Below are 24,865 nucleotides of genomic sequence, written 5' to 3'. Positions count from 1 at the left end.
TCGATCAGTCAAGCGGTTGGCCAAGCCAGTAGGCCCGGGCGGCGGCGACATCCGCGTCGATCGCCATCTTCAGCGCCTCCAGAGAGGCGAAACGCTGCTCGTCACGCAGCTTGTGGTGGAATTCCACCGTCAGGCGCTGGCCATACAGGTCACCAGCGTATTCCAGCAGATGCACTTCCAGGTGCGGGCTGCCGTCTCCCTCTACAGTCGGGCGTTGGCCGATATTGGCCACGCCATGCAGACGCTGCCCTTGGTGCAGCACACTGACCAGAAACACGCCCTGCAGCGGCGGCTTGCGCCGCTTGAGCTGCACGTTGGCCGTCGGCGTACCCAACTGGCGCGCCAGCTTCTGGCCGTGCAACACGCGACCCGCCAGGGCATAGGGTCGCCCCAGCAGGCGCTCGGCCAGTTCCAGCTGGCCGGCCTGTAGAGCCTGGCGCACACGAGTACTGCTGATGCGCTCGCCATCCAGCCCGACGGTCAGGGCCGCCTCGACACTGAAGCCCTGCTGGGCGCCGGCTTGCACCAGAAAGTCGAAGTCACCGCCACGCCCTGCACCGAAGCGGAAATCATCACCCACCTCCAAGTGCTGGATACGCAGCCCCTCAACCAGCACCTGACGCACGAACTCGTCGGCCGACAGCTCGCGCAGACGGCGATTGAAGGCCAGACACAGGACGAAATCGACGCCCTCGCTGGCCAGCAGCTCCAGTTTTTCGCGCAAGCGGGTCAGCCGCGCCAGCGCAGTATCCGGGCCGAAAAACTCGCGCGGCTGCGGCTCGAAGATCACCACGCAGCTCGGCACACCCAGCTCAATGGCGCGCTCGCGCAGGCGCGCCAGAATGGCCTGATGGCCGCGATGCACGCCATCGAAATTACCGATGGTGGCAACGCAGCCTTGGCTGAATGGGCGTAGATTGTGAAGGCCTCGAACCAGCTGCATAGCATGCTACTTGCTTACAACAAAGTCGCCGATTATACGCACAGGCAGCCAACGGGGACAGGCAGCACGTCCGCCATCAACCCACCGCCCGCCGCGCGAAGTCGCGCGGGCGAAAGCCGAGCAGCGCGAGCATGGCGAAATAGCTCAGTAAACCGGCCAACACCACCCCCCCCAGACGCAACAGGCGCACCCACATATCGCCCTGCCCCCAGGCCGGCATGACAGACAGCAGCGCCAGAAGCACGGCGACCATCACCACCACCGCCACGACCACCTTGAGCAGGAACAACAGCCAGCCCGGCTGCGGCTGATACATACGCCGGCTACGCAGCTGCCAGTAGAGCAAGCCCGCATTCAGACAGGCCGCCAGACTGATGGCCAGGGCCAGCCCGGCATGCTTCAGATCCAGACCAAACACAAACAGCGCATTCATCGCCTGAGTGGCCAACAGGCTGACGATGGCAATGCGTACCGGCGTCTTGATGTTCTGCTGGGCATAGAAACCCGGCGCCAGAATCTTCACCAGAATCAGCGCCAGCAGGCCAATCGAGTAGGCCACCAGCGCCTGCTGGGTCATCGCCGAATCATGTGCAGTGAACTTGCCGTACTGAAAGAGCGAAACGATCAGGGGTTCAGCCAGGATTGCCAGCGCCAGCGTACAGGGCAGCACCAGCAGAATGCACAAGCGCAACCCCCAGTCGAGCAGCCGCGAATACTCCTCACGGTCGGCGCTGGCGTAAGTCTTGGCCAATACCGGCAACAGGATGGTGCCCAGCGCCACACCGAGCACGCCAGAGGGCAACTCCATGAGGCGGTCTGCGTAGTACATCCAGGATACTGAGCCAGCCACCAGGAATGAGGCGAAGATGGTGTTGATGATCAACGAGATCTGGCTGACCGACACCCCAAAGATCGCCGGCCCCATTTGTTTAAGCACCCGCCATACACCGGTATCGCACAGACTCAGGCGCGGCAACACCAGCATGCCGATCTGCTTTAGCGCCGGCAGCTGCCAGAGGAACTGCGCCAGCCCTCCCACCAGCACTGCCCAGCCCAGCGCCATGATCGGCGGATCGAAATAAGGCGCAAACCAGACCGAGAACACGATCATGCTGACATTCAGCAACGTCGGGACGAAGGCCGGCACCGAGAAGCGATTCCAGGTATTGAGCACCGCGCCAACCAGCGATGACAGCGAGATCAGCAATATATAAGGAAAGGTCACCCGCAACAGATCGGTAGTCAGCGCAAACCGTTCGGGCTCGTCAGCAAACCCAGGAGCACTGACCCAGACGATCCAGGGTGCCGCAAGAATCCCCAGCAGCGTGATCAGCGCCAGCACCAGCGTCAGCAGGCCCGCCACGTAGGCGAGGAAGGTACGCGCCGCCTCCTCGCCCTGCTGAGCCTTGTATTCGGCCAGAATCGGCACAAAGGCCTGGGAAAATGCGCCCTCGGCAAAAATACGGCGCAATAAATTGGGCAACTTGAAAGCAACGACGAAGGCGTCGGAGGCCGCGCCAGCACCAAAGGTTCGAGCAATGATGGTGTCGCGAACGAAACCCAGCACGCGCGAAAGCATGGTCAGAGAGCTGACAGCGGCCAGGGATTTGAGCAAATTCATGGAGCCTCGGAGATCGGCAATGCCGGCGCGGGGCCCCGGCGAATTAGAGCCTGGAGTGTAACCAGCCACCGCTGGTCAGGCCAGCTTGGCAAAACGCTTACAGGCTTGACAGATGCGCCAGGCATCGGAATAATTCGCGGCCTTATTTGTTTGCAACCCCCTTCTTTTCAAGGAGCTTGACGGTGGCCAATACACCTTCTGCCAAAAAACGCGCCAAACAGGCTGAGAAGCGTCGTAGCCATAACGCCAGCCTGCGCTCCATGGTCCGTACCTACATCAAAAACGTGGTCAAGGCCATCGACGCCAAGGACCTGGAAAAGGCTCAAACCGCCTACACCCTGGCTGTCCCCGTGATCGACCGCATGGCCGACAAAGGCATCATCCACAAAAACAAGGCCGCTCGTCACAAGAGCCGCCTGAACGGTCACATCAAGGCCATGGCTACCGCCGCCTAAGATGTAGCGTTCACGAAAAACCGGCCTTCTGGCCGGTTTTTTATTGTCCGCGACTTCTGTACACATGAAAAAGCCGGGAACACCCGGCTTTTTCTTACTGGCTCGCCCAGGGCCGGATCGGAATCGCCGTCACCGCATTCTGCGGGCTCCCCTCGATCACGCGGTCGCTGTACACCAGATAAACCAGGGTATTGCGCTTCTCATCAAAAAAACGCACTACCTGCATGGTCTTGAACACCAGCGACGTACGCTCCTTGAACACCTCCTCACCATCCTTGAGCTTTTCCGCAAAGCGAATCGGCCCAACCTGACGACAGGCAATCGATGCCTCTGCGCGATCCTCAGCCAGACCAAGGCCGCCCTTGATGCCGCCCGTCTTGGCACGCGAAAGATAACAGGTCACACCGTCGACCTTAGGGTCATCGAAAGCCTCAACCACAATCTTGTCGTTCGGCCCCATCCACTTGAACACGGTAGAGACCTCACCGATCTCCTCCGCCTGCACCAACACCGGCAGCAGAACGCAAAGCCCGAGCAATAGCTTGATGCGCATGGACACCCCCTCAGACCAGAATCAGGTTGTCGCGATGCACCAACTCCGGCTCATCGACATAACCCAGCAATTTCTCGATCGACTCGGAAGAGCGCCCTGCAATCTTCTGAGCCTCCAGCGCACTGTAATTGACCAGACCACGCGCAATCTCGCGACCGTCCGGCGCCACACAGACCACCATCTCACCACGGCGGAAGCTACCGCGCACCTCTTTAACCCCAACCGGCAGGAGACTCTTGCGATCCACCGTCAACGCTTTGACCGCACCGGCATCCAGCACCAGAGTGCCGCGCGTTTGCAGGTGACCAGCCAACCACTGCTTGCGCGCCGCCAGCAGACCACGCTCGGGCGCCAGCAGGGTACCCAGCCGCTCACCCGCCTTGAGACGATCCAACACCCGCTCAATACGCCCACCCACGATGACCGTATGCGCCCCAGAGCGTGCCGCCAGGCGCGCCGCACGCAGCTTGGTCTGCATACCGCCGCGCCCCAGCGCACCGCCAGTGCCTCCCGCCACCGCATCCAGAGAAGGATCATCTGCGCGCGCTTCGAAAATCAGCTGGGCATCGGGGTTGTGCCGCGGATCAGCATCGAACATGCCATCACGATCGGTGAGAATCACCAGCAGGTCAGCCTCGACCAGATTAGCTACCAACGCTGCCAAGGTGTCATTGTCACCAAAGCGGATCTCGTCGGTGACCACGGTATCGTTTTCGTTGATCACCGGCACCACCCCCAGATCGACCAGGGTGCGCAAGGTGCTACGGGCATTGAGGTAACGCTTGCGATCCGACAGATCGTCATGGGTCAGCAGCACCTGCGCCGTATGACTGCCATGCTCGGCGAAGCTGGACTCCCAGGCCTGCACCAGGACCATCTGTCCGATGGCAGCCGCCGCCTGCAATTCATGCATGGCACTGGGCCGGACAGGCCAGCCGAGGCGACTCATGCCTGCAGCTACGGCACCAGACGACACTAGCACCAGCTCAATACCCGCCGCCCGCAGGGCATTCATCTGCTCAACCCAGACCGCCATGGCAGCACGATCGAGACCGCGCCCGTCAGCCGTCAACAGAGCACTACCAATCTTCACCACCCAGCGCTTCGCGCCGGTCACCTTGTCCCGCATGATGCCCTCTACCCCAAGCCAGTCAGCACAACGCCGCTATAAAGCGGCGCTGCACAATACCTACTCTCAATCCCTGACGTAAATGATCTCAGGACCGTCTTCATCGTCCTCGAAATCATCCCAGTCATCGTCATCGCCAATATCGTCAATGCTCTTCAAGCCAGCACGACGCAGGGCACGCTTATCATCCAGCGCCTGCAGACGGGCGCGCGCCTCATCCTCGATACGCTGATTCAGCACAATCATGGCCTCGGCAAACGCCGGCTCTTCCGCCATGCGTTCGTCACGCTCATCCATGTAACGCATGATGGCCTGCGCCAGCGCCTCGGTGCCCTCGCGCTCCAGCGCCGAAATAACGAAGACCGGCCCCTTCCAGTCAAGGCGCTCAACTACCGCACGCATGCGCTCCTCACGCTCATCATCGAGCAACTGGTCCGCCTTGTTCAAAACCAGCCAGCGCTCACGCTCGGCCAGGGCCGGGCTGAACTTCTCCAGCTCAGTGATGATGATCTCAGCAGCATCGGCAGGGTCACTCTGATCCAGCGGCGCCATATCGACGAGGTGCAACAACAAACGGGTACGCGCCAGGTGCTTGAGGAAGCGGATACCCAGACCGGCGCCCTCGGACGCCCCCTCGATCAAGCCGGGAATGTCGGCGATGACGAAGCTCTTGTAACGCCCGACACTGACCACACCCAGATTCGGCACCAGGGTAGTGAACGGATAGTCCGCCACCTTAGGCTTGGCCGCCGACACCGAACGAATGAAGGTGCTCTTGCCGGCATTCGGCAACCCCAGCAGACCGACGTCCGCCAACACCTTCAGCTCCAGCTTGAGGTCACGCTGCTCGCCCGGCTTGCCCGGCGTAGTCTGACGCGGCGCTCGGTTGGTGCTGGACTTGAAGCGGGTGTTACCCAGACCATGCCAACCACCCTGCGCTACCATCAGGCGCTGACCGGCCTTGGTCAGGTCACCGATGACCTCCTGAGTGGCCGCATCGATCACCGTGGTGCCCACCGGCACCGGCAGGATCAAATCATCACCCTTGGCACCGGTACACTCAGTACTACCACCCTTCTCACCGTTCTTGGCATGGAAGCGACGGGTATAGCGATAGTCGATCAGAGTGTTGAGGTTTTCATCGGCCTCCAGGAATACGGAGCCGCCATCACCACCGTCGCCGCCGTTGGGGCCACCCTTCTCGATGAATTTCTCCCGGCGGAAACTCATCATGCCGTTACCGCCGTCTCCGGCTTTTACAAATATCGAAACTTCATCGACGAATTTCATTGGCTCGCCTCCCGCCGCGACAGCGGGTTAGTGAACAGAAAACACAGGATACACAGAAACAAAAAAGCCCCGTCGCAAGACAGGGCTTTTTCAGCAAACGCGACCTTAGGCGGTCACGATGCTCACGTAACGGCGGTTGAACTCGCCCTTTACGTCGAACTTGATCACACCGTCGACTTTCGCGAACAGGGTGTGGTCCTTGCCCATGCCAACGCCGTAACCAGCGTGGAACTGGGTGCCGCGCTGACGCACGATAATGTTGCCGGCCTTGATGACCTGACCACCGTACATCTTCACGCCAAGGCGTTTACTTTCGGAATCGCGGCCGTTACGAGTACTACCGCCAGCTTTTTTGTGTGCCATGAGTCAAATCTCCTAAAAAGGGATCAGGCCTGGATGCCAGTGATCTTGATTTCGGTGAACCACTGACGGTGGCCCTGACGCTTCATGTGGTGCTTACGGCGGCGGAACTTGATGATGGTCACTTTGTCGTGACGACCCTGAGCAACGACCTCAGCGACAACCTTGGCACCATCAACAACCGGAGCGCCGATTTTGACGTCGTCGCCGCTGCCAACCAGCAGAACGCGGTCGAAAGTCACGGATTCGCCGGTGGCGACTTCCAGCTTCTCGACCTTGAGGAATTCACCTTCGGCGACTTTGTACTGCTTGCCACCGGTAACAATTACTGCGTACATGGATATATCTCCGTTAAACCTGCTCACCCGACTCTTTATAGGAAGAGTTATTGGCCGGCATGGCTGCATGGGGCCGGAACTGACGCCCGTGCAATTGCGTAAGGCAGGGAGTGCCCATAGAAGTTAGGGGCCGCGATTGTACGGAAAGCCTTAAACCGGCGCAAGCCCCGCCAGCCCTTGCCTTGACAGCCCCCAGCCCGCCACCTAGCATGCCGCGCAGCCCGATTCTTGCGGGCGCGCACCGCAAAATCTGCAGCCTCATCGACGAGAGCTGCAGATCCCCAGCTTCAGGAGCCCCCCTCACCGATGCAACCCCAGGCCTTCTACAGCGTGGTAGCGGACGATTTCGCCGCCGTCGACGGCATCATCCGCCAGCAGCTGAAATCCCGCGTCCCCCTGGTGGAAAAGATCGGCGACTACATCATCTCGGCTGGCGGCAAGCGCCTGCGCCCGCTGCTAGTGCTGCTCAGCGGTCGCGCCTTGGGCTACCAGGCCGACGACCTGCGCCTGCTGGCCGCCACCATCGAGTTCCTGCATACCGCTACTCTGCTGCATGACGATGTGGTCGACATGTCCGGCATGCGCCGCGGCCGTGCCACTGCCAACGCCCAGTGGGGCAATGCACCGAGCGTGCTGGTCGGCGACTTCCTCTATTCGCGTTCGTTCGAAATGATGGTCGAACTCGGCTCCCTGCCGGTGATGCAGATTCTCTCCCGCGCCACCCGCGTGATCGCCGAGGGCGAAGTGCTGCAACTGTCCAAAGTACGTGACGCCAGCACCACGGAAGAGACCTACATGGAGGTCATCCGCGGCAAGACCGCCATGCTGTTCGAAGCCTCGACCCACAGCGCTGCCGCCCTGGCCGGCGCAAAGGACGGCGAAACTCAGGCCCTGCAACGCTTCGGGGATCACCTGGGCATTGCCTTCCAGCTGGTCGACGACCTGCTCGACTATCAGGGTGATGCCGCCACCCTGGGCAAGAACGTCGGCGACGACCTGGCCGAAGGCAAGCCGACCCTGCCGCTGATCTACACCATGCGCGAAGGCACTGCCGAGCAAGCCACACTGGTGCGCAGCGCGATCCAGAAAGGCGGCATCGAGGACCTGGAAAGCATCCGCGCCGCCGTACAGGCATCCGGTGCGCTCGACTACACCGCACGCCTGGCCCGCGAGCATGCCGACCAGGCCATCGCCTGCCTTGACGGCCTGGCACCCAATGCGCACCGTGACGCCCTGATAGAGCTGAGCAAGTTCGCCGTCGCCCGCACTCACTGAACCATGCCGCCACAAAAAAGCCCGTCCTTGTGACGGGCTTTTTGCATGAGCCGACAAAAGGCACGATTGAGGCTTGCTATTTAGATAATAAGAATTATTCTCATCTCAACCGGAATTCACAAGGAGATGAGCCATGACTTATTTGATCGACGCCTGGCTGGATCGCCCGCAGCCCTACCTGCGCATTCTCAACCGCGAAACAGGCGAGGTTTGTGCTGTGCTGGAGGAAGAGGCCATAGACGAACTGCGCGACCAGGGCGACCTCGACCTGACCAGCCTCAACTCCAACGAGCCGGGCGCACTCAAGGAGCTGGTACGCAGCCTGTTCCTGTTTTGCTATGCGCGAGCGCTGCGCCCGCAGGGTGAGACGCACTGAGCCAAGTACACAGCCGACACTGCGGGCGAGACCAGCGGCGGCCCACTCGGCAGGATCACACCGATACGGGAAGGAGCGGAGCATGGGCACCGCGCCCCATGCGCAAGGGTGCCTTAGCAGGTGCCCGGTGCGCTCAGGACGAGCGCCCGGGCATCGCTTCTTACAGGATGTCGAGCAGCTCGACGTCGAACACCAACACGCTGTGCGGCGGGATGCTGCCGGCAGCCTGGCCACCATAGGCCAGCTCGCTCGGCACGTGCAGACGCCACTTGCTGCCGGTATTCATCAGCTGCAGGGCCTCGACCCAGCCAGCGATTACACCGCCGACCGGGAATTCCGCCGGCTGGCCGCGCTCGTAGGAGCTGTCGAACACGGTGCCATCGATCAGGGTGCCGTGGTAATGGGTGCGCACGTGATCCTCGCGGGACGGCTTGGCGCCCTCGCCCGCCACCAGCACCTCGTACTGCAGGCCCGATTCCAGCACAGTCACGCCGTCACGCTTGGCGTTCTCAGCCAGGTACTCGCGCCCTGCGGCAGCGGCCTTCTCGGCCTTGGCAGCCGCCTCGGCCTGCATCACTTCGCGGATCACGCGGAAGCTGGCATTCAGCGCCTCGGGGGAAACCTGGCTCGGCTGGTTGTTGAAAGCATCACGCAGGCCCGCCACGATGGCTTCCAGGCTGGCGCCCGGTGGCGGGTTGTCGCGCAGCTGGTCACCCAGTTGACGGCCGATACCGTAGCTGACGCGTGCTTCGTCGGTGGAAAGATTCAGTTCGGACATGGCCGGGCTCCGCTAGGGGTCAAAAAAGGCCGGCCAGACTAGCACAGACACCCAGAAACGAAACCGCCCGGTCGCTTGGCAACGACCGGGCGGCAGATCAGGCAGGCACGCTTCAGTGATCGTGCTTGGTCAGCTTATCCAGATAGCCCATGGCAAAGGCCGAGACCACGAAGGTCATATGGATAATCACGTACCACTTCAGATGCTCGGGCTCGATGTTTTGCGCATCCATAAAGACCTTTAGCAGATGGATGGAGGAAATCGCCACGATCGAGGCTGCCACCTTCATCTTCAGCGAACCGGAGTCCATCTTGCCCAACCAGCTGAGCTTCTCCTTGCTGTCATCGATATCCAGCTGAGACACGAAGTTCTCGTAGCCGGAGATCATCACCATCACCAGCAGGCCACCGACCAGCGCCATGTCGATCAGCGACAGCAGCACGAGGATCAGGTCAGCCTCGGCCTTTTCGAAGACATGCGGCAGGATGTGAAAGACTTCCTGGAAGAACTTCAGCGCCAGGGCAAGCAGGGCCAGCGACAGGCCGAAATAGATGGGTGCCAGCAACCAGCGCGCTGCGTACATCGCATTTTCGATAAAGCGTTCCATGAGGCCTCGCCGAGTTAAAAAATCGCCGGCGAGTATACCCAGCCGAACGTGACGGACAAAGACGAAAAGTGTGGCGTATGTTATCCCCGCAATCTGTGGATAAACCTGTGTGCAGCACCTGAGAAAAGTGCGCTGTCGCCCGCCAGCACAGGGAGCACGACAGGTTGGGCAAAAAGTGCGCTTAATTCTCCGGACGGAACATCCGGCTATCGATGCCCTGGTTGCGCTCGCCGTTCTGCCGGCGCAGCTCGGCCTGCAGATGCAGACGCCAGATAAGGGGTTCCGAACAGGGCTCATAACCTTGCACAGCTAAACACCGTGCTATCGAATCGAGCACTTCCTCAGCCATCAAAGGCCCATGGAATGGGCCTTGCGCCTTGATCGCCGAGGGTTGCGCCGCCGTCATGCCGGCGGCGCAGAGCAGCGTCCACAAGCCACGCTCACCGGCAAGCGGGCGCACTTCACACTCGATACGGGTGGTCAGGCCAAGGCACTGACGGGTAAGACAGAGGCTGCGCGGCATGGCGACGATCCTCGCGAGGTCTGGTCTTCAGACTACACCCCGACGCCGCACGAGGAAAAGATCAAAGTTATCCCCGCGGACTGTGGATAACTCTGTGGAAGATGGGTGGGAGAAATGCGCGCGGCGACGCCCCATGCAGGCGCCGCCGAGCTGGTCAGCGAGTGATCACTCCTTAACGATCTTCGGCGCCGGCTTTGCCCGTGGCTTGCTTGCCTTGGCCTTGGCTGGCTCCTTGTCCTTCTCTTCCTCCTCCATGCCCTGCTCGGCAATGCTGCGCAGACGTTCCACCACCCGCGCATTGACACTGCCCTTGGCAAACTGGCCCTTGGCATCCTGAGCACCAGCCGGCTCACCGAGCAACAGGCCGAGTGCGTCATCGACATGGCGCACGGCATAGACGTGGAACTGCCCGGCACGCACGGCCTGCAGTACTTTCTCGTCAAGCATCAGGTTGCTGACATTGGAGTGCGGAATGATCACGCCCTGCTCGCCGGTGAGACCGCGCGCCTCGCACAGACGGAAGAAGCCCTCGATCTTCTCGTTGACCCCGCCGATCGCCTGCACCTCACCGAACTGGTTGATCGAACCGGTGATGGCGAAGCACTGCTTGAGCGGCATACGCGCCAGCGCCGAGATCAGCGTGCAGACTTCGCCCAGCGAAGCACTGTCGCCATCGACATAGCCGTAGGACTGCTCCAGAGCGATGCTGGCGGAGATTTCCAGAGGGAATTCCTGGGCATAACGGCTGCCGAGGAAGCCGGTGAGGATCATCACGCCTTTGGAGTGGATCGGCTGGCCGAGACTGACCTCGCCCTCGATATCGACGATACCGCTGCCACCGGGGTAGACAGTGGCGGAAATCCGCGCCGGCACACCAAAGGCCGAGTCGCCGACTTCCAGCACGGTCAGGCCATTGCATTTGCCGATCGCCGAGCCCTGGGTGTCGATCAGAATGATGCCGGCCAGCATGTCGTCGATGATGCGCGCCGACACTCGCCCAGTGCGATCGGCCTTGGCCTTCAGCGCCCGCTCGATATGACCGACATCGGTCACGCTGTCGCTGGCCAGCTGGCGAATGAAGTCTGCCTCGCTGACCAGCTGAAACAGATCACCGATGCGCGCTGACAGGCGCCCCTGGTGCTCGGCCAAACGCGCGCTGTAGGTGGCCAGACGCGCTACCGCCGCAGCGGTCAGTGGCGCCATGCCCTCTTCCGAGGTGCGGGTTTTGAGCAGCTGGGCGAACTGTTCGAGGCTGTCGTCGCCGACGGCAATCTCCTCGTCGAAGTCGACCAGGACACGGAACATCTCCTGGAAGTCCGAATCCATGTCCTGCAGTGCGTAATACAGCTGGCGCGAGCCGATGATGATGACCTTGAGATGCAGATCGATCATCTGCGGACTGAGCGTCACGGTAGCGACCCGCCCGAAATCACCCAGTGGCGACTCCATTTTCAGCTGGCGCGAATGCAGCGCACGCTTGAGGGCGTCCCAGACGAAGGGCTCGCTCAGCAGCTTCTCCGCCTCGACGATCAGGTAGCCGCCATTGGCCCGGTGCAACGCACCAGGGCGCAGCTGACGATAACTGGTGTAGAGCGCGCCCTGGTCGGTGCTGTACTCGATGCGGCCGAACAGGTTGTCGTAGGTCGGGTGTGGCTCGAACACCACGGGCACGCCACCGTCGACATGGTGGCCGACGACCAGGCTGGGGCTGTACTGTTCTTCGAGCATCTCGCGCCGCTGGGCGTCCGGCTTATCGTCCAGCAACTGGTCGACCACGGTTTTCAGCAGGTTGACCTGGACCGCCTGCAGGTAGGCGCACACCCCGGCATTTTCCGCGTACTGCTGCGACAGCGGCGCCAGCAACGGCTCCAGGGCAAGGCTGATGGTTTCCTCGTTGAGTTTGCGCAGCTGGTTGCTGCTCTCACGCTTCCACTGCGGCAGGCTGGCCAGCTCCTCGTTGAGGCGCTCCTCCAGCTCGGAGATGTCGCGATGGAAACGCTCGCGCTCGGCATCCGGCAACTGGGAAAACTCGGCCTCGTCGAGGGCCTTGCCGTCCTTCATCGGGGTGAAGGCGATGTTGCTGCTGTCGCGGTAGAGCGCGACCTCCTTGTCCAGCGCCAGCTTCTCGATCAGGTCCAGGGCCTTGTCGTAGCGCTGGTTGAACACGCGATCGATGGCGCTCTTCTTCTGCTGGTAGGTCGGTGTCTCGAACACCGCCGGGAAGGTCGCCAGCAGGTTGTCGATCAGGTGGCCAATGTCGGCGATGAAGGCCGCCGCGCTACCGGCCGGCAATTGCAGGGCACGTGGCTCGCGAGGCTCGTCGAAGTGGTTGACGTAGACCCAGTCCACCGGCGTCGGTTGACGCTTGGCCTCGGCCTTAAGGTAGCGCTGCACGAAGGAAAAGCGGCCGGTGCCCGGCTCCCCCATCACGTAGACGTTATAGCCGGGGCGCGGCATCGCCACGCCAAATTGCAGGGCCTCCACCGCGCGCTCCTGGCCGAGCACGCCGCGGAAGGGTTCGAGATCATCGGTGGTGGTGAAATTGAACTGGTCGGGAGCGCAGGGACGGGTCAAAGCATCGGGCGCCAGGCGCAGGCTGGCAGCGAAGGATTCGGGCATCGGAAGTCCTTGTCGAAGCGGCAGGCCGCAAGATGGAGCCATTCTGGCGCCGCCCCGGCGCCCCTGGCAAGGCTCATTGCCGACTCACACCTCGCTCCGTTCAGCACAGGCCAGGCAACACTCCGCAGCCGGCCACGCCTGCAGTCGCGCAGGTTCGATAGGCTCGCCGCAGCGCAGGCAAAGTCCGTAGCGGCCCGCGGCCAAACGCTGCCGCGCCAGGCCAACCTGACGCAGCCCCGCCTCGGCTTCCGCCAACAGCGCCTGCAGCACTTCATCGTTCTGCCGCTCCTGCGCCTGCTCGGCGAAATCAGCGTTATGCGGCAGGCCCAGATCGTGGCGAATGGCTCTGGCACGCTGACTGTACTCATCGAACAGCAGCTCCAGCGCGGGTCCGGGATCAAAACTCATGGCACACCTCCGGTTTGTTTCGTTTCAGTGTGGACGCTGCGCACGCACTTGCATTGACCACGATCAGCAGCTTGCTTGACAGGCGCCCGCCGAGCCTGCAAAAAGCTCCAGCAAAGCCCCGGAAGAAGGCGTCACGCTTGAAACGGAAGTTGCCCTGGCTGGCCCTGTGCCTGGCCGCCCCCCTGTACGCCAACGCGGCCGACCTGGCCCAACTGGCCAACGACCCCTACTGGATTTCCCTCGGTCACTACGAGCGCGGCACGCTCGGCGGCTGGCGCAGCTATGTCGACGACCGTGACTTCTTTCTCGCCGCCGGTGGCGAACACGACCCGCAGGCCGAGCTGCTGGCCACCCGCGACGCGCTCTATGCCTCGCCAAGCCTGGGCGACAAACACCCGCAATGCGTATTCCCCGCGCGCACCCGCTGGTTGCGCGAGCGCCTGAACCTGCACGACTTGCCCCAGGTCGAGTGCAGCGAGTTTCGCGCCTGGTACGGCGACATCAAGCCGCACAGCACCGTGCTGGTGTTCCCGGCCGCCTACCTGAACAGCCCTTCTTCGATGTTCGGCCACACCCTGCTGCGCATCGACCAGGCCGATATCGATAGCGACAACACCGCCATGCTCAGCTACGCGGTGAACTTCGGTGCCTTTATCGAGGGCGCCGACAACAGCATCCTCTACGCCTGGAAAGGCCTGATGGGCGGCTACCCGGGACTGTTCGCCCTGCTGCCCTATCGCGAAAAGATGGCCGAGTACAGCCGCCTGGAAAACCGCGACCTGTGGGAATACCGTCTCGACCTCACGGCCGAGGAAACCGGGCGCATGGTCGAACACCTGTGGGAGCTGAAGCAGATCCAGTTCGACTACTTCTTCTTCGATGAAAACTGCTCCTACCGCCTGCTGGAACTGCTGGAAGTCGCCCGCCCCGGTCTCGAACTGACCGACGAATTCCCCATCACCGCCATCCCCGCCGACACCGTGCGCGCGGTCAAGGATGCCGGCATGGTGCAGCGCATCGACTACCGTCCCTCGCGGGAAAAGGAGCTGATGGCCCGCGCCAAACCACTGGACGCCAACGAGCTGGAGTGGGTCAAGAGACTGGCTGCCGATGACGGGCGCCTGAGCGATCCCGAATTCCTCGCCCTGCCTGCCGAGCGCCGCGCCCTGGTACAGGATGCAGCCTTCCGCCTGCTGCGCTATCAGGTGCACGGCCTGGGTCGTGATGAGAGCAGTGCCCAACGCAGTTACCAACTGCTGCGCGCAATCAACCAGAACCCGCCGCCAGCACTGCAGACCGAACGCCCGGACCTGCCGGAAGAGGGCCATGAGTCGCGCACCTGGCAACTCGGCGCCGGCAGCCGTGGTGATCGTGCCTTCGCCGAGTATGGCCTGCGCATGGCTTACCACGATCTCAACGACAACCTCAGCGGTTTCCCATTGGGCGCGCAGATCGAGATTCTCGGCCTCAAACTGCGCCAGTACGAGGAGAATCACTGGCAGCTGCAGGAGCTAAACCTCGCCACCATCCGCTCCCTGACCCCACGCAACGCCCTGCTGCAGCCCTGGAGCTGGCAGGTCGGCGGTGGCCTGCAACGGGTACCAGGTGCAGACGGAGACGAAACCCTGGTCGGCCACCTCAGTGGCGGCGCCGGTGGCACCTGGCAGCTGGGCGAAGACACGCTGGCCTATGCCCTGGCCACCGCCCGAGTCGAGCACAACTCCGACTTCGCCCCCTACCTGGCCCCGGCCATGGGCTTCGACAGCGGCCTGCTGTGGCGCAACGGCCTGGGCAACCTGACGCTGGAGGCCAAGGGCGATTACTTTAACAACGGCGAGGTACGCCGGCGCCTGGCACTGACTCAGCAATGGGAAATGTCGCGCAACCTCGGCCTGCGCCTGAGCGCTGCTCGCGACTTCAGCAAAGTCGGCGATACCGACAACGAAGTGATGCTGCAACTGCGCTGGTACTACTACTGAGCCTTCTCCAGCCGATAAAAACGCTATGTCCCAATAGCGTGTTGCTAGCCCCATACGTGTAGGTTGGGTCGGGCCGCGCAGGTTGAGGCGCTGTGCGCCGAAGCCCAACAATCGGTGCCGTACTCTGCGAGGCTTCGTTGGGCTTCGCTACGCTCAACGCCAACCTACCTGCAATGCCTGTCTGGGGCGTAGCCATAAAAACGGGGCCCGCAGGCCCCGTTTCTTTGTCACTGACGTCATGTTGCGATCTTGCGAGCTAGAGCCAGGCCCTGTTCCAACGACGCCTGGCCGACGCGCAGCAGATCGTAATTACTGCGCCAGCTTCTTGTAACGCACGCGGTGCGGCTGCGCGGCGGCATCGCCCAGGCGCTTCTTGCGGTCGGCTTCGTACTCGGTGTAGTTGCCTTCGAAGAACTCGATGTGCGAGTCGTCCTCGTACGCCAGGATGTGCGTCGCCACGCGGTCGAGGAACCAACGGTCGTGGGAGATCACGATGGCGGCGCCGGGGAAGTCCAGCAGCGCTTCTTCCAGCGAGCGCAGGGTTTCCACGTCGAGGTCGTTGGACGGTTCGTCGAGCAGCAGCACGTTGGCGCCCTGCTTCAGGGTCAGGGCCAGGTGCAGACGGCCACGCTCACCCCCGGAGAGGTCCTTGACGAACTTCTGCTGGTCACCGCCCTTGAAGTTGAAGCGCCCGACGTAGCCGCGCGAGGGCACTTCATAGTTGCCGATCTTGATCATGTCGAGGCCGTCGGACACGGCTTCCCACACGGTCTTGCTGCCGTCCAGATCGTCGCGGCTCTGGTCCACGCAGGCCAGCTGCACGGTATCGCCGATCTCGATGACGCCGGCATCCGGCTGTTCCTTGCCCATGATCATGCGGAACAGGGTCGACTTACCGGCGCCGTTACCACCAATCACGCCGACGATGGCGCCTTTCGGGATGCTGAACGACAGATCGTCGATCAGCACGCGATCGCCATAACCCTTGGTGACGTTCTTGAACTCGATGACCTTGTCGCCCAGGCGCTGGCCGGCCGGGATATAGATCTCATTGGTCTCGGCGCGCTTCTGGAATTCCTGCGACTGCATTTCCTCGAAGCGCTGCAGACGCGCCTTGGACTTGGCCTGACGAGCCTTGGCACCTTTGCGCACCCACTCCAGCTCTTCCTTCATGGCCTTTTCATGGGCCGACTGCTGCTTGGATTCCTGGGCCAGACGATCCGACTTGGCTTCAAGCCAGCCGGAGTAGTTGCCTTCGTACGGAATACCGGCGCCGCGGTCGAGTTCGAGGATCCAGCCGGCGACGTTGTCGAGGAAGTAACGGTCGTGGGTGATCGCCACCACGGTACCCGGGAAGTCGTGCAGGAAGCGCTCCAGCCAGGCCACCGAATCGGCGTCCAGGTGGTTGGTCGGTTCGTCCAGCAGCAGCATGTCCGGCGCCGACAGCAGCAGGCGGCACAGCGCTACGCGGCGCTTCTCGCCACCAGACAGGTGCTCGACCTTGGCCTCCCACGCGGGCAGGCGCAGAGCGTCGGCGGCCACTTCCAGCTGACGCTCCAGGTTGTGGCCGTCGGCAGCCTGCAGGATGGCCTCCAGCTTGGCCTGCTCGGCGGCCAGGGCGTCGAAGTCGGCGTCCGGCTCGGCGTAGGCGGCGTAGACCTGATCCAGACGCGCCTGGGCATCCTTGATCTGGCTCACCGCTTCCTCGACCACTTCACGCACGGTCTTGCTCGGGTCGAGCTGCGGTTCCTGCGGCAGGTAGCCGACGTTGATGCCGGGCATGGCGCGAGCTTCGCCGTCGAACTCGGTGTCGACGCCGGCCATGATGCGCAGCAGGGTGGATTTACCCGCGCCGTTCAGGCCGAGCACGCCGATCTTGGCGCCCGGGAAGAACGACAGGGAGATGTTCTTGAGGATTTCCCGCTTCGGCGGCACGACCTTGCCGAGCCGATGCATGGTGTAGACGTATTGGGCCAAGGAGCACCTCTTTAAAAGTGAAAATGAAACGCACGGCCTTGGATCATGGGCCGTTTGGGGGGAAGCAGTCAGTCACGGCTGAAGCTGCTCGCTGCGGTGCGCAAGTTTGCCTCAGGCGCCGCCCGCGGGATACAGCCGAATGAGCTTAGAAGGTGGTGAGGCCGACGTACATGGTGCGCGACCGCCGCGTCGAGCTTGGCGTGGAGCTGGAGCCGGACAATCTGCACGGACACCCCCTACCGGGATCGCTGCGTCGCCGTAGCCCCGCCCGGCAGCGCCCTCATCACCACCTGAAGTCAGCCGGGAGGATCTGCGCGACGAACCCTTTATCGCGCTGCAACGGCCCTCGACGGTGCGCCGACTGATCGAGGCCCAGGTGGGGCAACTGGCCGTGGCCTTCGAAAGCCACCCGTTCACCACCATCGGCCGCCTGGTCGGCCAGGGCCTTGGGGTGAGCATCGTGCCGAGTATCTGCACCCAGCAGATGCGCGAGCTTGGCGGACACTGCATCGCCATGAGCAAGCCAACCGTCGAGCGGCCCATCGGGCTGATCCAGCGCAGCGGCATCAGGCTGTCGGCCGCCGCCCAGGCGCTGGCAGATACCATCAGACGCAGTGCGCAGCAGGTCGATTGAGACCTGAACCTCCCCTCATGCCGTCAGTCGAAAGCGGCAACGACCACACAGCGGACAGTGATAGCACTTTGCCCCTTTTACAGGCATGCTAGCTGGCTTTCATTTTCTGCCCGAACCCGCTCCAGCAGCCGTACCGCAGGGTTTACCGCGTGCCCCGACTCCACCTCCACCCTCTTAGCTCGCCCACCAGGCCGCGCCGTGGCTCATTGAAAGGCCTGCTGGCCCTGCTGGTCGCGCTGATGCTGGGTCTGCTGCTGTGGCAGCTGTATCAGGAAACCCGCCAGCAGGAACAGGTACAGCGCCAGCGCAACCAGGAGCATGCCGAGCAGCTGGCAGAACAGCTGAGCTTGTTGCTACGCCTGAAAGCGGAAGCTGCACAGGCCTTCCTGGCCAGCCATGCGCACCCGGCAGACGCCGCCGACCAGCAGCAGTTACTGGAAAAACTGCGCGGTGTATTTCCAGCCCTGCATAGCCTGGCCTGGGTCGACGCCCAGGGCCGCATCCTTCTGGACAGCGACCCGCAAGCTGCCACGCCGCTGGAGTGGCCCCAGCAGAACTATCACTTCGCCTACCGCAACGGGCTGATCCAGATCGCCCTGCGCGCCAAGCAACACCCGGGCGGCTGGTACCTACGCCTGACCCCCAAGGCGATCGCCTACTGGCAACCCAGCCAACCGGCAGACCTGACCTGGCAGCTGCGCGACACTCATGAGCAGCTATCCCTGCTGCGCCACGGCGGCCCAGGCCCGAGCGCCCGCAGTATCGGCGCGTACCCGGTCGCCGGCAGCGACTGGCAGGTACAGGCGCTGTTCGACCCCACCCGCTTTCACGCGCAGCTGCTGCCACTGCAGGCCGGCAAGCTACTGTTGTTCATCCTCTGCGCCGTGCTGGCCCTGCTCGCGCTGTTCAGTCTGCTGCGCGAGCAGCGCAGCCTGCGCGAATCCCAGGCGCTGTCGCAACGCGCCCTGGAAGACGCCATCGGCGCCCTCGGCGCCATTGATGAGCGCGTGCTGGTGACCCAGCCCGATGGCCACATCAGCTACCTCAACCCAGTTGCCGAGCAAATGTTCGGCCTGGACCTGGGCACCGCCAGCCAGATGCACCTGCTGCAGCTCTTGCCGGGCCTGGCCCCCTGGCTGGAAAGTGCTTTTTATGAGCAGAGCGAGCCCATCGAGGTACTGCAAGACGGCCGCACCCACCTGTTCAACGTCACCTGCCATACCCTCTACACCGACAACGCAGAGCCGGCGCGGGCCTGGGTATTGCGCGACGTCACCGAGGAACGCAAGGCCCTGCGCGTGTTGCAGGACACCCGCAGACGCTATCAGGACATCTTCGAAGGCAGCGGCGTGGCGCTCTGCGTGCTCGACCTGTTCGAACTGAAGAGCTACCTCGAAGCCCAGGGCCTGCGTCACAGCTCGCAGCTGCAGCCCTGGCTGGCCGAGCATGACGGGCACCGGGGTGAGCTGCTGCGCACCATCCACGTCAGGGAAGCCAACCGCGTCGCCATTTACCTGCTGGGCGCCGAGACCCCCGGTGACATCTGGCGGCATCTGATTGGCAGCGCACCATTACATCCGGAAGGCCCTCTTACCCAGCTGATCGCCGCACTGATCGATGGCGAACGCGATTTGATGAGCGAGAGCCATTTCCACACCCCCCAGGGCCATGAACGCTACCTGTGGCTGACCCTGCGCCTGCCCAAACGCCGGGAAGAGCTGCGCGCGGTCACCCTGAGCCTCCACGACATCACCAGCCGCAAGCGTGTCGAGCTGTCGCTGGTCGAGCGCGAGCGCTTCTGGTCCGATGTGCTGCGGGCGGTGCCGGACACCCTGTACGTGCACGACATGAGCAACAACCGCGTACTGTTCAGCAACAACCGGCTTGGCCCGGACCTGGGCTACAGCAAGGACGAGCTGAAGCGCTTCGGCGAGCGCCTGTGGGAAAAGATCCTGCATCCCGACGACGTCGAGCAGTACCAGCGTGTGCGCAATCTGCAGAAGGTCGTGGCCGACGGCCAGTTGCTGCACTGCCAGTTGCGCTGGCGTCATCGCGATGGCAACTGGCACTGGTTCGACATCCGCGAGCACGCTCTCAGCCGCGACCGCAACGGCCGAGTCAGCCGCCTGATCGGCGTGGCCAAGGACATCACCGGGGAAATCGCCGCCCAGGCCAGCCTGCGCGACAGCGAGCGGCGCTACCGGCTGCTGGCCGAAAGCATCAGCGACGTCATCATCACCAGCGACAGCCGCCTGCGCCTGAACTACATCAGCCCCTCAGCCAGAGGCATCTTTGGCTACAGCACGGAATGGCTGCTGCACAACGGCGTGCTCGGCACCATCACCAACCCACGCCAGCTCGAACAGCTGATGGAACTGTGGGAAGAACTCAACGCAGCCCTGGGCAACCCCGACCGCCTGCGAGTCATCGAGCAGCGCATCAGCGGCCAACCGCTGATGTTCGACAGCCTGCGCGCCGACGATCGCAAGATCACCGTGGAAATGCGCCTGTCGCTGATGTGGGACGAACAGGGGCGCTTCGAAGGCATCCTCGGCATCGGTCGCGACGTGTCCCAACAGCGCCGCGCCGAACGCGACCTGCGCATGGCCGCCACGGTGTTCGAGCACTCCACCGCCGCCATCCTGGTCACCGACCCGGCCGGTTACATCGTGCGCATCAACGAGACCTTCCAGCGCATTACCGGCTATGCCGGCAGCGAAGTGCTCGACCAGTTCCCCAACATGCTCACCGCCGACCGCCAGCAGGCCGCGCAATTCACCTACATCATCGCCCAGCTCAACCAGCGCGGCAGCTGGGAAGGCGAGATCTGGCTCAAGCGCAAGGACGGCGAGCAGTTCCCGTCCTGGGTCGGCATCACTGCGGTGCAGGACGACGACGGCGACCTGGTCAGCTACGTGTGCTTCTTCAACGACATCAGCGAACGCAAGGCCAGCGAACAGCGCATCCACCGCCTGGCCTACTACGACGCCCTGACCCTGCTGCCCAACCGCACCCTGTTCCAGGACCGCCTGTACACCGCCCTGCAGCATGCCGAGCGGCACGAGGAGTGGGTGGTACTGATGTTCCTCGACCTCGACCGTTTCAAACCGATCAACGACTCCCTCGGCCACGCCGCCGGCGACCGCATGCTCAAGGACGTGGCTTTGCGCCTGGCCGCCTGCGTCGGCGAGGACGACACCGTGGCACGCATGGGCGGCGACGAGTTCACCCTGCTGCTGCAGGCACGCACCAGCCGCGAAGCGGCGCTGACCCGCGCCATCCACGTGGCCGAGCAGATCCTCGCCAGCCTGGCCCAGCCCTTCGTTCTGCAAGGCCGCGAATTCTTCGTCACTGCTTCCATCGGCATCGCCCTGGCGCCACAGGATGGCGACGAGCTGAGCCTGCTGATGAAGAACGCCGACACGGCCATGTACCACGCCAAGGAGCGCGGCAAGAACAACTTCCAGTTCTACCAGGCGGAAATGAACGCCACCGCGCTGCAGCGCCTGGAGCTGGAAAGCGACCTGCGCCACGCCCTGGAGCAAGGCCAGTTCGCGCTCTATTACCAGCCGCAGCTGTCCGGTGACGGCCGCCGCCTGACCGGTGCCGAGGCCCTGCTACGCTGGCACCATCCCCGCCGCGGCCTGGTGGCGCCCTACGAATTCATCCCCGTACTCGAGGAGCTGGGCCTGATCGCCCAGGTCGGCGACTGGGTGATCAACGAAGCCTGCCGCCAGCTCAAGGCCTGGCACGACGTCCAGGTGCGCGTGCCCAAGATCTCGGTCAACCTGTCGGCACGCCAGTTCGCCGACGGCCAGCTGGGCATGCGTATCTCGCGCATCCTCAGCGACAGCGGCCTGCCCCCTGCCTGCCTAGAGCTGGAACTGACCGAATCGATCCTGATGCGCGATGTCGGCGAGACCCTGCAGATGCTGGCCAGCCTGAAGAAACTCGGCCTGTGCATCGCAGTGGACGACTTCGGCACCGGCTACAGCTCGCTCAACTACCTCAAGCAGTTCCCCATCGACGTACTGAAGATCGACCGCAGTTTCGTCGACGGCCTGCCCGGCGAACAGGATGCACAGATCGCCCGCGCCATCATCGCCATGGCGCATAGCCTGAACCTGGCAGTGATCGCCGAGGGAGTGGAAACCCAGCAGCAGCTGGACTTCCTGCGCGAACACGATTGCGACGAGGTGCAGGGCTACCTGTTCGGCAAGCCGATGCCGGCCGAGCAGTTCGAGGCTCAGTTCGGCGGCAACGCCCTGTTCGTCCTCAGTTGAGCGACCGCGTGCTGCTTGAGGCCCGCTTGTCCGCCAGTTGACTGCCTTTCATGTGCCAGCCCAGGGCACATCGGGTAGAATGCGCGCCTTTCCCTTCGCCAGCTGATAGATCAGGTGACCCGCATGTTCAGCCGTGATTTGACCATTGCCCGCTACGATGCCGAACTCTTTGCCGCCATGGAGCAAGAAGCCCAGCGCCAGGAGCACCACATCGAGCTGATCGCTTCCGAGAACTACACCAGCCCGGCGGTGATGGAAGCCCAGGGCAGCGTGCTGACCAACAAGTACGCCGAAGGTTATCCGGGCAAGCGCTACTACGGCGGCTGCGAATACGTCGACATCGTCGAGCAACTGGCCATCGACCGCGCCAAGCAGCTGTTCGGCGCCGACTATGCCAACGTCCAGCCGCACGCCGGCTCCCAGGCCAACGCCGCCGTCTACCTGGCCCTGCTGAGCGCCGGTGACACCATCCTCGGCATGAGCCTGGCCCACGGTGGCCACCTGACCCACGGTGCTTCGGTTTCCTCGTCCGGCAAGCTGTACAACGCCGTGCAGTACGGCATCACCGACGCCGGCCTGATCGACTACGACGAAGTCGAACGCCTGGCCGTCGAGCACAAGCCGAAGATGATCGTGGCCGGCTTCTCTGCCTACTCGCAGGTGCTGGACTTCGCCCGCTTCCGCGCCATTGCCGACAAGGTCGGTGCCTACCTGTTCGTCGACATGGCCCACGTGGCCGGTCTGGTTGCCGCCGGCGTGTACCCGAACCCGGTGCCCTTCGCCGACGTGGTCACCACCACTACCCACAAGACTCTGCGCGGCCCGCGCGGCGGCCTGATCCTGGCGCGCAAGAACGAAGAGATCGAGAAGAAGCTCAACTCTGCCGTCTTCCCGGGGGCCCAGGGTGGCCCGCTGGAGCACGTGATCGCGGCCAAGGCCATCTGCTTCAAGGAAGCCCTGCAGCCCGAGTTCAAGGCCTACCAGCAGCAGGTGGTGAAGAATGCCCAGGCCATGGCCCAGGTGTTCATCGAGCGCGGCTTCGACGTGGTGTCCGGCGGCACTCAGAACCATCTGTTCCTGCTGTCGCTGATCAAGCAGGACATCACCGGTAAGGACGCCGACGCCGCCCTGGGTCGTGCCTACATCACCGTGAACAAGAACAGTGTGCCGAACGACCCGCGTTCGCCCTTCGTCACCTCCGGCCTGCGCATCGGCACCCCCGCTGTGACCACCCGCGGCTTCAAGGAAGCCGAGTGCCAGGAACTGGCCGGCTGGATCTGCGACATTCTGCAGAACATGGGCGACGAGTCCGTGGTCGACGCGGTGCGCGAGAAGGTCAAGGCCATCTGCGCCAAGCTGCCGGTATACGGCAACTAAGCGTCAGACGCGCATGAAAAAGCCCGGCCAATTGGCCGGGCTTTTTTGTGGGCGATGAACTCAGGCCGGTTGCTTGGCGTAGCGCGCCAGACGTTCGTCGCGGCTCATGACCTCAAGCGTGGCCGCCAGCACCTGCTCGCCGGTGGCGCTTTCACTGGCAAAGATTTCACCGAAGTTCTCGTGGGTCACCTGGGCAAAGTGAGCACGATCCTGCTGCTCAATGCCCAGCAGCGTGGCATAGGCGTCCAGCGCCTCGCCCTGGCCCAGGGCCATGTCTTCGGCGATGTTGTCGAGCATGCCATTCATGGCGAACAGCGAGCGGCCACCGTAGCCCAGGGTCACACTGGAGTCACAGCCGTTGGTGCCCGAGGTGAGACCAAACGTGGCATTACCCGAAGTGCCGTTGGTGGTCGTGGCCAACAGGTGCGGGATCAGACCCCTCTGCCCCTCGAACACCATGTTGCCCCAACCGCAGCCACCGCCACCGGCCTGACCGGCCTGGGCAGCCACACTGGCCAGCCCCATAACACCCAATACCAAACCCTTGGTCAGAAGTCGTTTTGCCATGTCCATCGCTCCGCAATTAGAAGGTAATCAAACCGCTATAGCAGCTTTGGCGACACTTCCCACTCTGTCAAACCGACGGTGCTAATCCATCGGCAAACCGATACGTCTTGGCTATAGTGTCCTAAACCCTTCAGGAGTCTTGGCATGAGTGAATCTGCCACCGAGCGTCGGCGCTTCCAGCGTATTGCCTTCGACGCTGCAACCGAGTTGACCCAGGGCGAACGGCACTGGTCGGTTGAGCTGCATGATGTGTCGCTCAAAGGCCTACTGGTCAAACGCCCGCGTGACTGGAACGGCGACCCGGACCAACCCTTCACGGCCAGCATCGCGCTGGATGCCAATACCCAGCTGCAGATGGAAGTGGTACTGACCCGGACCCGCAACGACCTGCTCGGCTTCGTCTGCCGGCATATCGACCTGGACTCCATCAGCCACCTGCGTCGCCTGGTCGAGCTCAATCTGGGAGATGAAGGACTGCTGGAGCGCGAACTGGCCGCATTGGGCGAAGACGACTAGAACCATTCACCAACATGACGAAGGGCGCCAATTGGCGCCCTTCGTGTTTGCGGCCCGACTCACTTGCCACCGGGCTGCGGCTGACGCCGCCGCGCCTCTACGCGGCGCGAGCCCAGGCTCGCTTCGCGGCGCGCTTCAGCGTTGTCACGCGGGCGCCCCGGCTCGTAATTGAGGGTTTTGGCAAAAAGGTCGAAGAACAGGAACATGAGCCATCTCCTTTATAGGCAGGCTCATGCTCGCTCGCCGCTGTTACAGCA

The 24,865-nt window shown here is 63.0% G+C and carries 22 protein-coding genes and 1 pseudogene; 8 read left to right on the top strand and 15 right to left on the bottom strand.

The genetic code is table 11. The features are described 5' to 3' along the window. Positions 1-4: 4 nt before the first annotated feature. Together ribF and murJ are read right to left on the bottom strand one after the other, a co-directional pair. Positions 5-943, bottom strand: coding sequence for a bifunctional riboflavin kinase/FAD synthetase (ribF, locus tag ACF8C6_RS10290; RefSeq protein ID WP_392499181.1), 939 nt, complete (start codon positions 941-943; stop codon positions 5-7). A gap of 76 nt (positions 944-1,019) precedes the next feature. Further along, positions 1,020-2,564 (bottom strand): murein biosynthesis integral membrane protein MurJ, encoded by a 1,545-nt coding sequence (gene murJ / locus ACF8C6_RS10285; RefSeq protein WP_392499180.1) that lies wholly within the window; start codon positions 2,562-2,564, stop codon positions 1,020-1,022. Between the two features lie 182 nt (positions 2,565-2,746). Between murJ and rpsT the strand changes: the two genes are divergently transcribed. Further along, a complete protein-coding gene (rpsT, locus tag ACF8C6_RS10280) occupies positions 2,747-3,019 on the top strand; it encodes a 30S ribosomal protein S20 (RefSeq protein ID WP_277690540.1) in 273 nt (90 codons plus the stop codon). Positions 3,020-3,113: 94 nt separating this feature from the next. Here rpsT and ACF8C6_RS10275 read toward each other — a convergent pair whose 3' ends face one another. The 5 genes from ACF8C6_RS10275 to rplU form a co-directional block, all read right to left on the bottom strand. Next, positions 3,114-3,572 carry a CreA family protein gene (locus tag ACF8C6_RS10275; RefSeq protein ID WP_392499179.1) on the bottom strand — a complete coding sequence of 153 codons (459 nt, stop codon included), beginning with the start codon at positions 3,570-3,572 and terminating at the stop codon, positions 3,114-3,116. Between the two features lie 10 nt (positions 3,573-3,582). Next, complete coding sequence (proB, locus tag ACF8C6_RS10270) at positions 3,583-4,701, bottom strand: glutamate 5-kinase (protein WP_392499178.1); 1,119 nt, start codon at positions 4,699-4,701, stop codon at positions 3,583-3,585. Between the two features lie 66 nt (positions 4,702-4,767). After that, positions 4,768-5,991, bottom strand: a complete 1,224-nt coding sequence (cgtA, locus tag ACF8C6_RS10265) for an Obg family GTPase CgtA (RefSeq protein WP_392499177.1) — start codon at positions 5,989-5,991, stop codon at positions 4,768-4,770. A 105-nt stretch (positions 5,992-6,096) separates the two neighbouring features. Then, positions 6,097-6,354, bottom strand: a complete 258-nt coding sequence (gene rpmA / locus ACF8C6_RS10260; RefSeq protein ID WP_043308927.1) for a 50S ribosomal protein L27 — start codon at positions 6,352-6,354, stop codon at positions 6,097-6,099. A gap of 23 nt (positions 6,355-6,377) precedes the next feature. Next, a complete protein-coding gene (gene rplU / locus ACF8C6_RS10255) occupies positions 6,378-6,689 on the bottom strand; it encodes a 50S ribosomal protein L21 (protein WP_277690544.1) in 312 nt (103 codons plus the stop codon). A gap of 306 nt (positions 6,690-6,995) precedes the next feature. Here rplU and ACF8C6_RS10250 point away from each other — a divergent pair, with 306 nt between their 5' ends. Continuing rightward, complete coding sequence (locus tag ACF8C6_RS10250) at positions 6,996-7,964, top strand: polyprenyl synthetase family protein (protein ID WP_392499176.1); 969 nt, start codon at positions 6,996-6,998, stop codon at positions 7,962-7,964. Positions 7,965-8,097: 133 nt separating this feature from the next. Further along, positions 8,098-8,340, top strand: coding sequence for a hypothetical protein (locus tag ACF8C6_RS10245; RefSeq protein ID WP_392499175.1), 243 nt, complete (start codon positions 8,098-8,100; stop codon positions 8,338-8,340). 160 nt (positions 8,341-8,500) lie between these two features. Here ACF8C6_RS10245 and ACF8C6_RS10240 read toward each other — a convergent pair whose 3' ends face one another. The 5 genes from ACF8C6_RS10240 to ACF8C6_RS10220 form a co-directional block, all read right to left on the bottom strand. After that, positions 8,501-9,118: an FKBP-type peptidyl-prolyl cis-trans isomerase gene (locus ACF8C6_RS10240; RefSeq protein ID WP_392499174.1), complete on the bottom strand. Its 618-nt coding sequence runs from the start codon at positions 9,116-9,118 to the stop codon at positions 8,501-8,503. Between the two features lie 112 nt (positions 9,119-9,230). Further along, positions 9,231-9,725, bottom strand: a complete 495-nt coding sequence (locus tag ACF8C6_RS10235) for a TIGR00645 family protein (RefSeq protein WP_277690548.1) — start codon at positions 9,723-9,725, stop codon at positions 9,231-9,233. A gap of 181 nt (positions 9,726-9,906) precedes the next feature. Further along, positions 9,907-10,248: a hypothetical protein gene (locus ACF8C6_RS10230; protein ID WP_392499173.1), complete on the bottom strand. Its 342-nt coding sequence runs from the start codon at positions 10,246-10,248 to the stop codon at positions 9,907-9,909. 165 nt (positions 10,249-10,413) lie between these two features. Next, a complete protein-coding gene (locus ACF8C6_RS10225) occupies positions 10,414-12,867 on the bottom strand; it encodes a Lon protease family protein (protein WP_392499172.1) in 2,454 nt (817 codons plus the stop codon). Between the two features lie 84 nt (positions 12,868-12,951). Next, positions 12,952-13,275: a TraR/DksA family transcriptional regulator gene (locus ACF8C6_RS10220; RefSeq protein WP_392499171.1), complete on the bottom strand. Its 324-nt coding sequence runs from the start codon at positions 13,273-13,275 to the stop codon at positions 12,952-12,954. A gap of 137 nt (positions 13,276-13,412) precedes the next feature. Between ACF8C6_RS10220 and ACF8C6_RS10215 the strand changes: the two genes are divergently transcribed. After that, positions 13,413-15,254, top strand: coding sequence for a DUF4105 domain-containing protein (locus tag ACF8C6_RS10215; protein ID WP_392499170.1), 1,842 nt, complete (start codon positions 13,413-13,415; stop codon positions 15,252-15,254). 309 nt (positions 15,255-15,563) lie between these two features. Here the strand turns inward: ACF8C6_RS10215 and ettA are convergent, their stop codons facing one another. Beyond that, complete coding sequence (gene ettA, locus ACF8C6_RS10210) at positions 15,564-17,231, bottom strand: energy-dependent translational throttle protein EttA (protein ID WP_392499169.1); 1,668 nt, start codon at positions 17,229-17,231, stop codon at positions 15,564-15,566. 298 nt (positions 17,232-17,529) lie between these two features. On the opposite strand from ettA, the pseudogene ACF8C6_RS10205 reads away from it, so the two are divergent. The 3 genes and pseudogenes from ACF8C6_RS10205 to glyA all read left to right on the top strand — a co-directional run. Beyond that, positions 17,530-17,865: pseudogene (locus ACF8C6_RS10205) on the top strand (LysR substrate-binding domain-containing protein); the annotation flags it as partial. A gap of 239 nt (positions 17,866-18,104) precedes the next feature. Next, positions 18,105-22,148, top strand: coding sequence for an EAL domain-containing protein (locus ACF8C6_RS10200; protein WP_392499413.1), 4,044 nt, complete (start codon positions 18,105-18,107; stop codon positions 22,146-22,148). A 123-nt stretch (positions 22,149-22,271) separates the two neighbouring features. After that, positions 22,272-23,525: a serine hydroxymethyltransferase gene (gene glyA, locus ACF8C6_RS10195; RefSeq protein WP_392499168.1), complete on the top strand. Its 1,254-nt coding sequence runs from the start codon at positions 22,272-22,274 to the stop codon at positions 23,523-23,525. 60 nt (positions 23,526-23,585) lie between these two features. On the opposite strand, the gene ACF8C6_RS10190 is transcribed toward glyA, so the two are convergent. Next, entirely contained in the window at positions 23,586-24,092 is a 507-nt protein-coding gene (locus ACF8C6_RS10190; protein WP_392499167.1) for a DUF3015 domain-containing protein, read from the bottom strand. A gap of 144 nt (positions 24,093-24,236) precedes the next feature. On the opposite strand from ACF8C6_RS10190, the gene ACF8C6_RS10185 reads away from it, so the two are divergent. Beyond that, entirely contained in the window at positions 24,237-24,608 is a 372-nt protein-coding gene (locus ACF8C6_RS10185; RefSeq protein WP_392499165.1) for a PilZ domain-containing protein, read from the top strand. Between the two features lie 59 nt (positions 24,609-24,667). Here the strand turns inward: ACF8C6_RS10185 and ACF8C6_RS10180 are convergent, their stop codons facing one another. After that, a complete protein-coding gene (locus tag ACF8C6_RS10180) occupies positions 24,668-24,814 on the bottom strand; it encodes a hypothetical protein (protein ID WP_392499164.1) in 147 nt (48 codons plus the stop codon). Positions 24,815-24,865: the final 51 nt, after the last annotated feature.

The organism is Pseudomonas sp. zbq_18 (genome assembly GCF_043102245.1).
GTDB lineage: Bacteria > Pseudomonadota > Gammaproteobacteria > Pseudomonadales > Pseudomonadaceae > Aquipseudomonas.
This window is presented reverse-complemented; position numbering and strand designations above follow the sequence as displayed.